The sequence below is a fragment of the Chryseobacterium vrystaatense genome (assembly GCF_000737765.1).
Lineage (GTDB): Bacteria > Bacteroidota > Bacteroidia > Flavobacteriales > Weeksellaceae > Chryseobacterium > Chryseobacterium vrystaatense.
This window is the reverse complement of record NZ_JPRI01000009.1, coordinates 99463-114329: the sequence shown is the minus strand read 5'-3', so window position 1 is coordinate 114329 and position 14867 is coordinate 99463. Positions and strand designations below refer to the sequence as shown.

Annotated in this window: 15 protein-coding genes and 1 riboswitch; of the genes, 12 read left to right on the top strand and 3 right to left on the bottom strand. The window is 37.3% G+C overall.

All coding sequences use genetic code 11. From position 1 onward, the window contains the following. The first annotated feature begins 581 nt into the window (after positions 1-581). The 5 genes from IW16_RS20195 to IW16_RS20175 all read left to right on the top strand — a co-directional run bounded on the left by IW16_RS20195 (position 582) and on the right by IW16_RS20175 (position 4167). Positions 582-1205 (top strand): toxin-antitoxin system YwqK family antitoxin, encoded by a 624-nt coding sequence (locus tag IW16_RS20195; RefSeq protein WP_131327947.1) that lies wholly within the window; start codon positions 582-584, stop codon positions 1203-1205. Positions 1206-1377: 172 nt separating this feature from the next. Further along, entirely contained in the window at positions 1378-2283 is a 906-nt protein-coding gene (locus IW16_RS20190) for an arginase family protein (RefSeq protein ID WP_034748825.1), read from the top strand. Next, on the top strand, positions 2283-2885 hold the full coding sequence (locus tag IW16_RS20185) for an HPP family protein (protein ID WP_034748822.1): 603 nt from the start codon (positions 2283-2285) through the stop codon (positions 2883-2885). Before IW16_RS20190 ends, IW16_RS20185 begins: the two co-directional genes overlap by 1 nt. A 6-nt stretch (positions 2886-2891) precedes the next feature. Next, complete coding sequence (locus IW16_RS20180; RefSeq protein WP_034748819.1) at positions 2892-3236, top strand: hypothetical protein; 345 nt, start codon at positions 2892-2894, stop codon at positions 3234-3236. A 25-nt stretch (positions 3237-3261) separates the two neighbouring features. After that, complete coding sequence (locus tag IW16_RS20175) at positions 3262-4167, top strand: TIGR01777 family oxidoreductase (protein ID WP_034748816.1); 906 nt, start codon at positions 3262-3264, stop codon at positions 4165-4167. 34 nt (positions 4168-4201) lie between these two features. Here IW16_RS20175 and IW16_RS20170 read toward each other — a convergent pair whose 3' ends face one another. After that, the gene (locus IW16_RS20170; RefSeq protein WP_034748813.1) at positions 4202-4624 is read right to left on the bottom strand and encodes a MarR family winged helix-turn-helix transcriptional regulator; all 423 of its coding nucleotides are present in this window, start codon (positions 4622-4624) and stop codon (positions 4202-4204) included. Between the two features lie 49 nt (positions 4625-4673). Here IW16_RS20170 and IW16_RS20165 point away from each other — a divergent pair, with 49 nt between their 5' ends. The 6 genes from IW16_RS20165 to IW16_RS20140 all read left to right on the top strand — a co-directional run bounded on the left by IW16_RS20165 (position 4674) and on the right by IW16_RS20140 (position 10330). Then, positions 4674-6929, top strand: a complete 2256-nt coding sequence (locus tag IW16_RS20165) for an ATP-binding cassette domain-containing protein (protein ID WP_034748874.1) — start codon at positions 4674-4676, stop codon at positions 6927-6929. A gap of 156 nt (positions 6930-7085) precedes the next feature. After that, positions 7086-7667, top strand: a complete 582-nt coding sequence (gene nudK / locus IW16_RS20160) for a GDP-mannose pyrophosphatase NudK (RefSeq protein WP_034748810.1) — start codon at positions 7086-7088, stop codon at positions 7665-7667. Between the two features lie 7 nt (positions 7668-7674). Beyond that, the gene (locus tag IW16_RS20155) at positions 7675-8358 is read left to right on the top strand and encodes a hypothetical protein (protein WP_034748808.1); all 684 of its coding nucleotides are present in this window, start codon (positions 7675-7677) and stop codon (positions 8356-8358) included. Between the two features lie 58 nt (positions 8359-8416). Beyond that, positions 8417-9088: a DUF2306 domain-containing protein gene (locus IW16_RS20150; RefSeq protein WP_051890510.1), complete on the top strand. Its 672-nt coding sequence runs from the start codon at positions 8417-8419 to the stop codon at positions 9086-9088. Between the two features lie 232 nt (positions 9089-9320). Continuing rightward, the gene (locus tag IW16_RS20145) at positions 9321-9872 is read left to right on the top strand and encodes a hypothetical protein (RefSeq protein ID WP_034748806.1); all 552 of its coding nucleotides are present in this window, start codon (positions 9321-9323) and stop codon (positions 9870-9872) included. A 71-nt stretch (positions 9873-9943) separates the two neighbouring features. Next, complete coding sequence (locus IW16_RS20140; protein WP_034748803.1) at positions 9944-10330, top strand: VOC family protein; 387 nt, start codon at positions 9944-9946, stop codon at positions 10328-10330. 8 nt (positions 10331-10338) lie between these two features. Here the strand turns inward: IW16_RS20140 and IW16_RS20135 are convergent, their stop codons facing one another. Beyond that, positions 10339-12795, bottom strand: coding sequence for an SEL1-like repeat protein (locus tag IW16_RS20135; RefSeq protein ID WP_034748800.1), 2457 nt, complete (start codon positions 12793-12795; stop codon positions 10339-10341). A 268-nt stretch (positions 12796-13063) separates the two neighbouring features. On the opposite strand from IW16_RS20135, the gene IW16_RS20130 reads away from it, so the two are divergent. Further along, complete coding sequence (locus IW16_RS20130) at positions 13064-13828, top strand: hypothetical protein (RefSeq protein ID WP_034748868.1); 765 nt, start codon at positions 13064-13066, stop codon at positions 13826-13828. Between the two features lie 76 nt (positions 13829-13904). Here IW16_RS20130 and IW16_RS20125 read toward each other — a convergent pair whose 3' ends face one another. Beyond that, positions 13905-14366, bottom strand: coding sequence for an Lrp/AsnC family transcriptional regulator (locus IW16_RS20125; protein WP_034748797.1), 462 nt, complete (start codon positions 14364-14366; stop codon positions 13905-13907). Between the two features lie 153 nt (positions 14367-14519). Beyond that, positions 14520-14704: riboswitch (cobalamin riboswitch) on the top strand. Positions 14705-14867 lie beyond the last annotated feature (163 nt).

The following is a 14867-nucleotide window of genomic DNA, read 5'->3' as shown; positions in this document are numbered from 1 at the left end:
TGACTGCAATTCCGAGTTCTCGTGCGAGTTCCGAGATATTAGTTCGCTCATTACTTAATTGAACGGCTTTGGTTTTAAAAGCTGGATCGTAGATTTTTCGCTCTCGTTTCATAAGTTAAAATTAAGGTTTTATGCTTAACTTTAACTGGAAGCTAAATTAGGATATCCAGAATATCTTTAAACACAGGCACTTTCAAAAAAGGCACTTGGTATGAGTTTGATGAACAAGGAAATTTAATCAAAGAAACAGACTATGACCAACCATTTACATTCACTTTTGAAGATATTTTAAAATTCTGCGAAAAGCACGGAATAAAAATAGATATAGGCCCTATTTTACCGAATACAGGCTGGCATAATGATATTTTCAGAGATATACAAAATGGCAAACCCATCTGGAGGATCGAACATTTAAAAAAAACTAATCTGGTGGAAGTTATTAAAATAGATGGGGTCACGGGTAAGGTTTTAGAAACAAGCAGTTATGAATATATTAACAACTAATCTCATCATTTAGAAAAACAAAGATACTGCCTTTGGAAATGGCAATGGAAAACAGCAAATTCTAAAATAACAAGCTTATGAAAAAGTGTGTTTTTATATTAGTTCTGGCAATAAACATTTCCTGTAATGCCCAAAATAAACCTCTAATGATACCAGAAATAGATAATAAATTTGAAAAATTTGATAGTGTTAAATATAATAGTAGATCTAATCTGGATTCACGTGTTTTAAGGGAAAATAAATTAGATGGTTGTTATCTTGAAATGGATAAAGATAATACATATGGCTGGTATGGAATGACTCTAAAAGATTCTTATTATAGAATTACTAAAATATATTATCCCAATGGAAACATCAAAAAAAAAGGTTTATCTGCCAATACAGGAAACTTTCAAAAAGGTGTTTGGTATGAGTTTGATGAGCAAGGAAATTTAATCAAAGAAACAGACTATGACAAGCCTTTTACATTCACTTTTGAAGACATTCTAAAATTCTGCGAAAAGCACAGAATAAAAATAAACAAAGGTCCAATCTTACAAAGCACAGGCTGGCATAATGATATTTTCAGAGATATACAAAATGGCAAACCCATCTGGAGAATCGAACATTTAAAAAAAACTAATCTTGTGGAAGTTATTAAAATAGATGGGGTCACGGGTAAGGTTTTAGAAACAAGCAGCTATGGTTATATTAATAACTGATTAATTCGTAAAATCAAGACCATCTATTCTTTTAACAAAGGTTAAAAAAAATCATCAGGTATTCTCATCATTCAGATTGGTAATGGGTTGTTATCTGCAAGTTCCGATTTCGTATTGGATAAACCAGCCGTTTGCAAACGCATAATTCCGTATCTTTGTGCAAATATCTTGTATGAAAAGGGATATCAATATTTTTGAGTTTCCTCTCAATCTTGGGCTGAAAAAAAAGGAGCATGAACCCGAACCCGGTGTCAGAAAACTTCCGGACTGGCTCAGAAAATTGGGTTTTCATCAGGAAATTGACCCTGTCAGTATTTTAAGACTGGAAGCTCCACAGTACTCCATGAAACCTGATCGGGAATCAGGGGTTCTAAATGCAGAGGCTATCATTGCATATGCTCAAAAACAGTCCGATTTTATTTTAAGCCATCATCAGAAAAATACATTTCATATCGTGCTTGGAGGCGACTGCAGCATTTTGATCGGAACAGCTGTCGCTTTAAAAAAATTGGGCAGCTTTGGTTTATTTTATCTGGATGGACATACTGATTTTATTCCCGTCAGTCTTTCCGAAACCGCCGCTGCAGCAGGAATGGATCTCGCGATCATCACCGGAATGGGGCATGAAAAGTTAATCAATGTAGACGGCCTTCAACCCTACTTTTTAGAAGAAAACATCTACTGTGCAGGAAATGCAGAAACTGATGACGAAGAATATGTAAAGCAAATAATGAATTCTGATATCCATTATTTTGATCTGGAGCACCTGAGAAAAAAAGGATTTGAACATACCGCTGAGGATTTTCTGCAAATGATCAAAAGTAAAGGGCTGGACGGATTTTTCATCCACCTTGATGCAGACGTTCTGAAAGATGAATTGATGCCTGCCGTGGACAGCCGCATGGAAGATGGGATTGACTACCAAAATCTCAGAGAAATCCTGACACCACTGGTCCGGTCTCCTCTGTGCTTTGGAATAGAAATCACCGTCCTCGATCCCGATTATGATGAAACCGGAATTTATACGAAACCTTTTGTGAAGAATTTAATTCAAATAATAAAAAATAAAGAAGATTAATGAAGAAGACTATAAAAAGAACTTTCAGAGTATCAAAATATGTGATCTATAAGGAAACGCTCGTAGATTATAAGGAGCATTTCTGGTCATTTCTGGGAGCATTCGTTGGAATTGGACTTATTGCCTTCATCCAGTCCCATTCTGTATCGGCCACCGAAAATATATTTCTGATCGGTTCGTTCGGAGCGTCCAGTGTTTTGATCTACGGGGCTATCCAAAGCCCTTTGGCTCAACCCCGAAATTTGGTGGGCGGACATGTTATTTCAGCTATTGTAGGGGTTACCATTTATAAAATTGTTCCTGACATCATCTGGCTTTCTGCGCCCCTGGCTGTCGCCTTTTCTATCGTTATGATGCAGTATACCAAAACCCTCCATCCGCCAGGCGGAGCTACCGCCCTTATCGCAGTGAGTTCTGTAGGAAAGATTCCTGAGCTGGGATATTGGTATGTACTATCTCCTGTTTTGTCGGGATGTATTATCCTTCTGCTTACGGCTCTTTTATTCAATAATTTGACTCCGAACAGAAGCTACCCTTCCCACAGCAGATTCAAAAGGCTGTTAAGAAAAAAACATGAGCATACCCACAAAATGAAAAAATAAAAAACCATGAACTGTCTTGAATGTGGCGAAAAAATTATCGGAAGGTCTGATAAAAAGTTCTGCAATGATGCCTGCCGCAATGCCTATAATAATAAGCAGAATAAAGATTCTACCAATCTGATGCGGAATGTGAACAATAAGCTCCGCAGGAACTACCGTATTCTGCTCGAACTGAATACAGACGGAAAAGTAAAAATTGCCAGATCCAAGATGGATGGCTTGGGTTTTGATTTCGATTACTTTACCAATCTTAAAGTGTATAAAAATGGTTCTGAATACAGATTTATTTATGACTATGGATATAAACTTCTGGAAGAGGATTTTGTGCTGATCGTGAAAAATCAGACCTGATCTTAAATCAAAAAAATATAGTATTATGAAAGAAATCGTTCTGATCACCGGTGCCGGCGGCATGATTGCCCGAAAGCTCTCCAAAAAATTAGAGAATGAATACACCGTAAGATTCCTTACCCGAAAGAAAAAACATGACAATGATTTTGAATGGGATATCCAAAAAGGAACGATGGACGAGACTGCATTAGACCATGTTTCTCACATCATTCATCTGGCAGGAGCCAATATTTCTGAAAAGCGCTGGACCAAAGAAAGAAAACAGGAACTGATTTCCAGCCGTGTAGATTCTGCAGCCTTACTTCTGAAAACACTGAGAAAGAAGAATATAAAGCTTAAATCTTTCATTTCTGCATCGGGAATCAATTATTATGGTACTGTAACTACCGATAAAATCTATACGGAACATGATCCGCCCGGAAATGATTTTCTGAGCGAAGTTGTCGTGTTATGGGAAAGATCGGCAGATGATTTCAAAGAACAGAATCTGGCTGAAAGAGTGGTTAAGATCCGTACTGCTGTCGTTCTTTCGAAAGAAGACGGAGCCTTAAAGAAGATGCTTCCTACCATACAGTATGGCATCGGATCTGCCTTGGGAAGCGGAAAACAATATATGCCGTGGATTCACATTGATGACATCTGCTCTATTTATGAAACCGCTTTGAAAAACCCAGAAATCAGCGGAGCTTATAATGCTGTTTCACCTCAGCATACCACCAATGAAAACTTAACAAAGAAAATCGCTGAAGTTCTTGACAAACCCCTTTTCATGCCCAATGTACCTGCATTTGTTTTAAAGCTGATATTCGGTGAGCTTGCAGATGCTTTGTTGGAAGGTTCCAGAGCTTCTTCAAAGAAAATCGAGAACACAGGATTTCAGTTTAAATTTCCGGATTTGAAACAGGCTTTGGAACATCTGCTGAAAAAGTAGCTGGTACCAGAACTTTAAACTTCCTGAATGTATTTTAGATTTTAATCTGATGTAAAACTTTATTGAGCAAAACGGTTAGCGTCTCTAATTCTGCTTTGTCTAAAATAGCTGAAGCCTGATCAGCGACCGTTTTCCGGAAATCTTCAGAATTGTTGATTAAAAATATGCCTTTTTCCGTAGCGGAGAGATTAAATATTCTTCTGTCGGAAGAACTCTGTTTCTGTTCAATGAGACCGTTTGCAATTAAAAATTTAATTTGTTTGGATACAGCAGCCTGGCTTACTTTAAATGCCCCGGAGATCTCCTTTCCGGTGACCTCCGGCTTTCGGTAGACATATTCTATGATATTATAATGGGTTGCGGTAACTCCATTGATGTTTCCTTTATTCATATTGGCCAGAATAAAACACTGCAAATCTGTAAAGGCATTAAAAAATTGATCGTTATGTTGTTTCATGAAAAATACTTAACTTAGTTAACTGTTAACAAAGTTAATGAAAATTATCATGAAAGAAATTATTATTACCCATGCCAGACAGAATAATTTGAAGAATATTTCATTACGCATTCCGAAGAATAAAATAACGGTTTTCACTGGAGTTTCCGGATCCGGGAAATCATCTTTGGTATTTGAAACTATCGGAGCTGAAGCTCAACGCCAGATCAACGAAACTCAGAATAGTTTTATCAGAAACCGTTTACAGCATTTCGGTGTTCCTAATGTTGATAAAATCGAAAACCTGAATGTTCCCTTTATCATCAATCAAAAAAGATTAGGAGGAAATGCACGTTCAACGGTAGGAACCGCAACAGACATTTATGCTTCTCTCCGACTCCTTTTTTCCAGAATTGGAAAACCTTTTGTAGGATACTCCAATGTATTTTCATTTAACAATCCCCAGGGCATGTGTCCTGCGTGTGAAGGACTGGGGTATGTACAAACGGTAAATATTGACTGCCTTTTTGATAAGAACAAATCTTTGAATGAAGGTGCCATACAATTTCCTACCTTTCAGCCCGGTGGATGGAGACTGTCACGGTATATCCATTCCGGTTACTTTGATAACGACAAAAAACTTAAAGACTTTACCCAAGATGAATGGGAATTATTACTGAATGCAGAGGAGCACACTCCCAGGAATCCATCCGAAGAATGGGGGAAAACCGTGAAATATACCGGAGTGATCCCAAGAATTGAAAAATCATTTTTAAAAAAGGATTCTAAAGAGAATCTAACCCGAAAAGAAACCTTAAAGAGAGTCATCACAACAAAAGAATGTCCTTCCTGCAAAGGACAGCGTCTCAATTCAAAAGTTCTTTCCTGCAAAATAAACGGTAAAAATATTGCCGGCTGTACTGCCTTATCTATCGACGATCTCCTTTCATTTATACAGGAAATACCTGCCGGAAGCTATGCTTCTGTCATACAGGAACTGGAAAAGAAGCTTCTGAGCCTTATTGATATAGGCTTGCAGTATCTTACATTAGACCGACAAACCGATACGCTGTCGGGTGGAGAATCCCAAAGGATAAAAATGGTTAAACAGCTTGGAAACAGTCTTGTGGATTTACTGTACATATTTGATGAACCGAGTATTGGCCTTCATCCCAAAGACATTGATCATATTGTAGATATCATCAGGAAAATAAGAGATAAAGGAAATACAGTACTGATTGTCGAGCATGATCCTGACCTCATCAAAATTGCAGACCTCATCATCGATATGGGCCCTGACTCTGGCAAGAATGGCGGTGAAATTATGTACCAGGGAACCTTCAGGAATTTAAAAAATGCCAAAAGCAAAACAGGCAGCTATTTCAGTAAGGCAAGAACTTATAACAAATCTCCCAGATCCGCAAAAGGCTATCTCGAAATAAAAAACGGCCATCTTTATAACCTTAAAAACATCAGTGTAAGAATACCGAAAGGCATTATGAATGTTGTAACCGGAGTTGCCGGCTCAGGAAAAAGCACACTGATCAATAAAGTTTTACCACTATCCTATCCGGAGATTACGGTGATCGATCAGTCAGTTTTTACCGCCAGCAGCCGTTCAAATTTATTGACGTACCTCAATCTTTCCGATAAGGTCCGGAAGCTTTTCTCAACCACAAATAATGTCTCTGAAAAACTGTTTAGCCGCAACGGAGAAGGCGCCTGTCCCAACTGCAGAGGATTGGGTGTTGAGAAAATAGATCTTGCTTTTATGGATGATATCGAACAGCCTTGTGAAGTATGCCATGGATCAGGATTCAAACCAGAGGTTTTACAATATCAATACAAGGATAAAAACATCGCTGATATTATGAATATGACGGTTTTGGAAGCACTCTCCTTTTTCCCGAAATCTGATTTTGAACATGAACTCAGCCTCATGATCAAATTAGGCCTTGATTATTTAACGCTCGGCCAGCGGCTGGACAGTTTTTCGGGCGGTGAAAGACAGCGTCTGAAACTTACCAAAGAGCTGCATCATACCGATAAAATTATTGTATTGGATGAACCCAGTACCGGACTCCACCCTATTGACAATGAAAAACTGCTTTCCTTCTTTGACGAACTGGTACGCCAGGGAAATACACTTATCGTTATTGAACATAACCTGGATATCATTGCTCAGGCTGACTGGATCATTGATATTGGGCCTGGAGCCGGAAAATCAGGTGGTACAATCGTATTTGAGGGAACGGTAGAAAACCTTTTGTCTGATAAGCATTCTGCTACTTCAGCCTATTTGAAGAAACATCTGAACGGTAAATAAGAGTATAAACAAGGGCCTCAGCATCAACTGAGGCATTCCTCTCACACATCTCGGGATTTTAAAGGGATTTTAAAGGCTTGTTGAAAAAGAAATATTAATTTAGCATTCAGATAACCCCCATCCGGGGTATAACCATTAATACAGAAGATATTCCCAATGCAGAACCCTAACGTTAGTATTCTTTCAACAGAAATTTTATCAGATAACTGGTATACCTTAAATAAAGTCACTTACAACATCACAAAGAAAGACGGAACCACAGACACCCAAAGCAGAGAAGCTTATGACAGAGGAAACGGAGCTGTGATCCTGCTCTATAATAAAATTTCGCAAACAGTGATCTTGACGAGACAGTTCAGACTGCCGACTTACATCAACGGAAATGCCTCAGGAATGCTTATTGAAGCCTGTGCAGGACTTCTTGACAACGATAATCCTGAAGAATGTATCAAAAGAGAAACCGAAGAGGAAACAGGCTATAAAATCTCCAGGGTGGAAAAGATATTCGAATCTTATATGTCGCCGGGTTCCGTAACCGAGATTCTTTACTTTTTCATTGCAGAATATTCTCAGGAAATGAAAATCGCAGATGGCGGCGGTCTTGAAGAAGAGGGTGAGCACATTGAAGTCCTGGAACTTCCTTTTGAAGATGCGCTTGCCATGATCGATTCCGGAGAGATTAAAGATGCCAAGACGATCATGCTTTTGCAGCATTTACGCATTAAGAATATTCTATAAAAAACACATGAAAAATCTAGTCCCTGCATTAGCTTTGCTCAGCCTTGTTTATTGTAAAGAAAAACCTCAGCAGGAACAAAAAGCACCTGTACAAAAAGTGCCAGCAGAAGCTCCTCAAGCTGAACTTATCAAAGACACTGTATACACAGAATTTAAACCTGAAATCATTCGCAATTTAAATATCAAAGGTTTTGATGTTGGGCATGCATTTTCTCTTGAGGGATACAAAATTGCATCAGGAAATTACAAACCTGTTGATGGCAATATTACTTTACCTGACACTGAGGAGGACTGGGGAAACAGGCTTTTGCTGCTGAATGATAACAATCAAGTAACCTATCAATCAAAAGGATTTGGTGAAGCATATCTGTACGAGCCCTATTTTTATAAAAACAGCCAGAATGACAACATCATCATCGTCTGCCAGCAGGCTTTTGAATACTTTTTTGGGGGAGAAGCTTTTCTATTTGAAAAGGGAAAAATGAAGTATCTGGGAAATTTGGATATCGAGCCCAATAATATGGAAATCAAACTAACGGATATATTAAAAATCAAAGAATCAAAAGATGGAATTACGTTCACGTTTGATTCTGATTCGTTGGTCCTGCAGCCCGGAAGTAAAGATAGGGTGATCAAAAACAACAATGTGAAATATGTGTATGATCATCAGTCCCTGAAATTACATCAATAAAGACTGGACATTCTATATTATTGAAATTTAAATACAGCATTAATAGAATTTACAATCAATGAACCGGCTTCCTGGGACAAAAATCATCAGGGTACTTGCCATCCCTGCTATCTTGATTTTCAGTATACTGATGCTGAAGACAATTTCCCAATATACAGGATTCGATAAAAATGTGGGCTTCTTGATGTTTAAACAGAAGGTGGTTGGCAATCCTTACTGGCTTGTATTCTTCTACATCCATATATTTTCGATCACCCTTTGTCTTCTGGCTGGACTCACCCAGTTTTCGAAACGGTTTTTAACGGAAAACAGAAAACTACACCGCTGGATCGGAAGGATATATGTTTATAATATTCTGATCATCAATGTTCCGGCATGCTTTGTACTGGGACTGTTTTCAAATGGTGGAATGATCGGGATTACCGGATTTTTAGTACAGGACATTCTTTGGGCTTATTTCACACTTGCTGCTGTTTTCTTTATAAAAAAAGGAGATATTGCCGGACATAAAAAATACATGATCTTAAGCTACGCCGTAACGACCACCGCTATTACGTTCAGGATCATTAAAAATGTATTCTATCAGGAAAACCTGTATGATTATGAGCTTTTTTACGGACTGAATGTCTGGCTTTCGCTGGCAATACATCTTTCAGCAGCTTTTTTGATCATTAGAAATCAAAAACCATTACCTGCCCAAATTGACATTCATCATGAAGATAATAAATGAAATAAAAAACAGTAATGCAAAGGAACCAACAAAGATCAATACATTCCAGACTGTTTTGTATTGGGATTTTGAAGTCCACCGGTTAAAGAACCTCATCACAAGATAAGATATTCCCGCTAAGATCAGTAAAGTAAACACTAGAAAAAGTAATCCCCAGTCCATAGATCGTAATTTTTATCAAAACTATTATTTTAAAATTAAAAAACAATAAGAAACCTACAAATATTAAAACATGCCAGTACCTGAAAAAATAAAAGCATTTGTTTCAAAACCTTATATCATTCTTTTCGTTATATTGGCTCTGTTATTCTGTCTTGATGATTTCATTTTAAAACCTTTCATCACAGATCATTATTTAGAGGAGGATTTGATAAGCTTTAAAGATTTCTCCTGGAAATACTTAGCTATTATTGCCGTTCTTCTTGCTATTGTTTTAATCATCATTTCAAAAGCAAAAAAAATTCTCCCAATCCTTATTTTATTTGCATTTTCCGTATTCTTGGTCTTTTTTGGATTGATAACATTACTTACTCATATTCTGTTATATATTAACATTCAAACCGAAAAAGAAGATGTTATCAATACGTATGAAGTAATCCATCACCACGAAACCTTTTGGCTCCATGCGGGTGAGGAAAATTCTATCCATGGTAATAAAGCAATACAATTGATCGACAAGAAAAGAAAGGAAAAAAATCAGAATTCAATGCTTGAATATAAAACAGGTGATACTGTAAAGGTTACATTTAAAAAAGGTATTTTTAATGTAAATTATCTTGATTAGATATATGATCATGAACAAACTTTGCACCAGCCATTTCCTTATATTTCTAACCTCTTTTTTTAAATAAAATTATGGAAATCCAGAACATAGACCACATTGTACTTACCGTTGCAGACATTGATGCGACCGTTGAATTTTACACCCAGATTCTGGGGTTCCAGGCAATTACATTCGGTGAAGGCCGCAAAGCCCTCACTTTCGGTAACCAAAAAATCAATCTGCATCATAAAGGCCATGAGTTTGAACCGAAAGCAGAAAAACCAACCTGTGGTTCTGCCGACTTATGCTTTATAGCGAAAACAGATATAAACGAAGTCATGCAGGAACTGAAGCAGAAAAACATTCCCATCATAGAAGGCATCGTTGAAAGAACCGGAGCTATGGGAAAAATCAGATCCGTTTATTTCCGCGATCCTGATATGAATCTTATCGAAGTAAGCAATTACAACTTACAATAAATTAATTTTTAAATATCCATATCATTGTCTTTCGCGAAAGCTCTCCAGTACTCCCATTTTTCAGGATCTGCAAAAGAGGGATCATCCTTATAATAATAAAGAAGTCTTTCGAGGGCATAATAGTAAGTACTATGATCCAGGGCTTTTTCATAGTACCCCATTGCCTTTTTAGTATTCTGCTTTACACCATAACCATGGTCATACATAATTCCATAATAAATAAGAGAATAAGGTTCGTCTCTGTCCTTTTTCAGATATCTGTGAAGATCAGCATATGCTCCTTTTTGGTAATATATTTCTGATATATTCTGCCCGTTGAAACTGTATTTTTTTTCTGCCTGTTTGTAGTATTCGAGGGCCCGATCATAGTCTTTCAGCAATAGTTCCCCATAAAAATAGAGATCTCCAAGGTTTCCCATAGCAGTTGCGTTGCCCAAGTCTGCAGCTTTTTGATAACACTTCAATGCCTTTTTTACATTTTTGGGATATCCAATTCCATTCTGATAATGATACCCCAGGTTATTCCACGCATAGGACTGATCTTTCTGCGCTGCTTTTTCGTAAAGAGAGAGCCCTTTTTGCAGATCATAGAATTTCGGAATACCGGGATCGGTCAAAATAAAACTAAGTTCCAGCATCATATCTGCATTATCGCGGTCGGCGCCTAATGAATAAAGCCTTACCGCATCTCCTGTTTTGCCTTCTTTGAAACAGGCAGCTGCGGCAGACATTAAAGTCTCGTCATCAAAGTAAGCTTCGTATCCTTCTCCTTTTCTATTCTTCCATAACGTATAAAAATTCAGAAAATAAGCCTGATCTTTTCCCCTGAGATTATGTTTTTTTCCGTACATCATGCCCATCTGGAAATCAGAAACCTCATGTACCTTTCTCATTTTATCAAGAATAAACATATCCTCATTTCTGAAAAGACATAATAGCTGAGTTTCGTAATCCAATCCTTCACAGATATAATCATACTTCAGGCTTTTAGTGTCTGTTTTCTGATCATAATAAAACATTCCGTCCCTTACCGAGATCCTGAAAATTTCCTGATTGCAGGCTTCAATTTTTAGATTGCCGGCAGAAAGAGGAATCAGCCAAAATCCTTCACCGGCATCATAAAGCCCGGTCCCATCAGGTCCTGAGATCACAAACACGTTTTTCATAAACTGAGGATACCAACCCATATGAACCTGATCTAAAACCTCATCATCCAGTCTGAAACCGGAACTTACCATGTCATAGATTTTCCATTTCCTGTCTTTTAGGTAAGCCAGCGATGTGTAATTATCGAGAACAATGATTTTATCGATCTCAGAAGCTAAAAGACAGCCATCCGGTTGTATGATGCTTATCTTTTTCTGAAATTTATTTGGGCTTACCCAATAATATCCGTTGGTAATCTGAGTAAGAGTATCCTCCGGAAATTCTCCCAGATATATTCCTGTCAAGGTATAGTAAACTCTTTTGGAAGAACCCGGCTGTTTTCTGAAAATAAGTTCATGATAATCAAAATCAAATGTAGTTTCAGAACGGTCTGCTATGATTTCCCGGTTATGCACATCGATTACCCTGAAACCATCTGTTTTTTTAGCATTAAACAATCCGTCATACAGGAATTCGAGCTGATCATATTCATTGGGAACAGTCCATTCTCCGGTATTGATATCGATAATTCCCAAATGATTATCAGACTGAACAATTCCATATTCTCTGTCGTGTATTGATAAAGCATCAAAAGCATCCTGATACATACATTCTACCGCAATACTTCCATCGTTTCTTATATATCCGAACAACCCGTTCTTCTGAACGAGTGCTGTTCCTTCGTCACTGAATATAAATATTTCGTCATAGACCGCAGCAAGAATACTATTTCCTTTACTGTCTTTGAGTCCGAAAAGTCCATTTTCTTCAAAAGTTTCTGTGGTATCTTTATACGCTGCATCATTCCAATATCCTAATCCATAGTTGATCCAATCTGTTTCCAGCATTTCTAAAAATGAACCGTATCCGGATCTTTTCAAAATTTCCTCCTGAAGAATATTTACATCACCGCTTTCTATGGATCTTTGATAGAGCTGAATACTTTCCCTGATCTCTTCAATCCATTCTTTAGCCTGGCTGGTATGACTTTCTTCATTCATATTGAAAACATCCCAGGCATCCATTACGAAAGTATCATAAGGGAGTGATTCCAGAAACTCAAACATTTTACCCACCGGTTCCTCATAGAATTTTTTATGATGCAGCTCATGATGATCAGCGAGCAATTGATAAAACAGCCTTAGCTTTGAAACCCCTTCTTCTTTATCGAAATACATAAGTTTTCCTTTTGATCTCGGATTTCCTGAAAATAAAGGAATGAGTAAGGGAGGAATTTCATAACTCCATTCTCCAAGGTAGTGCGGATATTGTTCTTTAGTTTTTAAATCACTATTGTAGAGATAAATACGATGTGCCAAAGGGGTTTACTTTTGTTGTTGAAAATTATATTTTAACAAAGGCCTTGCTGCAGGGATGTATACTCTTCATATGTTAACCTTGCAACAAGGGAATGCAAAATAAAAAAACAAAATGGAAAATGGGGGTTGGTCTGTATAAAATCAGGAAAAATTAACACTGAAAAATATTTTATCAATCCGGATTTCAAATTTAAAATATTAATTTTGAGCCGTCAACCGGAAAAGCTGACGGATTACGATCTGTCTGATGAATTCCAAAACCCAATATATGAGAAAAGTAATCGTAACTCTTTCAGTGATTTTTTCTGTAACGGCCTGGGGACAGAAAAAAAACACGAAGACCAATAATCTGGTACTGTATACCTACCAAACCTTTAACTGTGAAAATAAAGGGTATTTCGATCCCGGAAAATATAAGAAGGAAGAAATAGACGGAGTTAATAAACTTTTGTATCAGTTCAGTAGCGGTTTGTTTGACAGTCACACTGTTTTTAAACTTTCTGATCTTGACGATGTCCGAAAAAATAAAGACATTTATCTTCAGAACCTGGAAAAACAATATCAGGAAAAGAAAAAAGAGCTGTACGGTATACAGGTTATCAATCTTCCTGAATGGAAAAAACTTCATCAGGAAACGATTCAGACTTTTGAAAACGAATATCAGCTGAAAAAAGAAGATCTTACCGCCTATTCTGATCCTGCATCATTAAAAAACAGCAAATATTACACTGCCTGCAAAGAATATATTGACGCGGTTTCTTCTCCTGACAAACAAAAAATGTACACCGTTTGGAAAACCTTTGTAGAAGCCAAAAGTAAGGATAACGCTGATCCTAAATTAGTCATGGATAAATTCAAGTCCCAATTCAGCGATCCAAGGAAAGATGATTATGCATTGATTCAGTTGATCGGCTTTGGATTCTATAACTGTGCCAACGGCAGTTTCAGACCCGATCCCAATGATGAAGGAGCACTCTATGAAAAATTTGATAAAGTCTTTGTCAAATTAAAGCAGGATTGTGACGAGCCATAACATTTTAGTGTAAAGATTTAATAATTTGAAAATGTAAATAAGATAACAGCAGTATCCATCGGGTACTGTTTTTTGTTTAGATACTTACGCCATGGATATTCTTCACTTCAGCCATTACAAAGGTACTGTGTGCACTTCCGATGGAATCCAGCGACCCCAGCTTATTGAATACAAAATCCTGATAATGCTTCATATCCCTTACCTGAACTTTGAGCAGAAAATCAAAATCTCCGGAAATATTATAGCATTCAGCCACTTCATCAATCTGTAGAATATCTTCAACAAACTGATTGCCAACGGAACGGTCGTGCATTTTAAGTTTAATCTGGCAAAAGACCGTGAAGCCTCTATTCAGTTTTTCAGCCTCTAAAACCGCTGCATAATGCTTGATATATCCTTCCTGCTCCAGTCTTTTCATCCGTTCGAAAACAGGTGAAGGAGAAAGGTTTACTTCTTTAGCAATCTCTTTTACAGTCAATTTCGCATTTTTTTGGAGGATCCTAAGCAATTGGAGATCCCTTTCGTCGAGCCTTTCCACAGAATAATATTCTTTTTCGGGTTATATTTTTTAAATATACAGAATGTTTAACTTTAAACAACCAGTTAAACCAAATAAAATTCTTAATTTATATCATTAAGCCAATCAATACACTTTAATCGATACCTTTACGGCAGATTTGTTCTTTAACATACTTCATCAAACAGAAGAGGTTTTACTTAAGGTAAATTAATAGGGAATCGTGTGAGAATCACGAGCTGTCGCGCAACTGTAAGTAACACACCAAAGGTTTTTGTCCACGAGTATCCACTGCCAAAGCGGGAAGGATGATAAAAACCGTTACAAGTCAGGAGACCTGCCTGTTCTGAATGGACGATGCTTTCGCGGTTTGAAGCTTTAGGTCATACAGATGATACTTTTTGAACGTTTAATTTTGAATAGCTTTGATTTTAAACGCAAAGATTTTTTATACTAATGCCTTATTTTAGGTTGCAAAGAACTGCGGTAAATCGCTGATGAGCTTATGGATAAAATATTAGC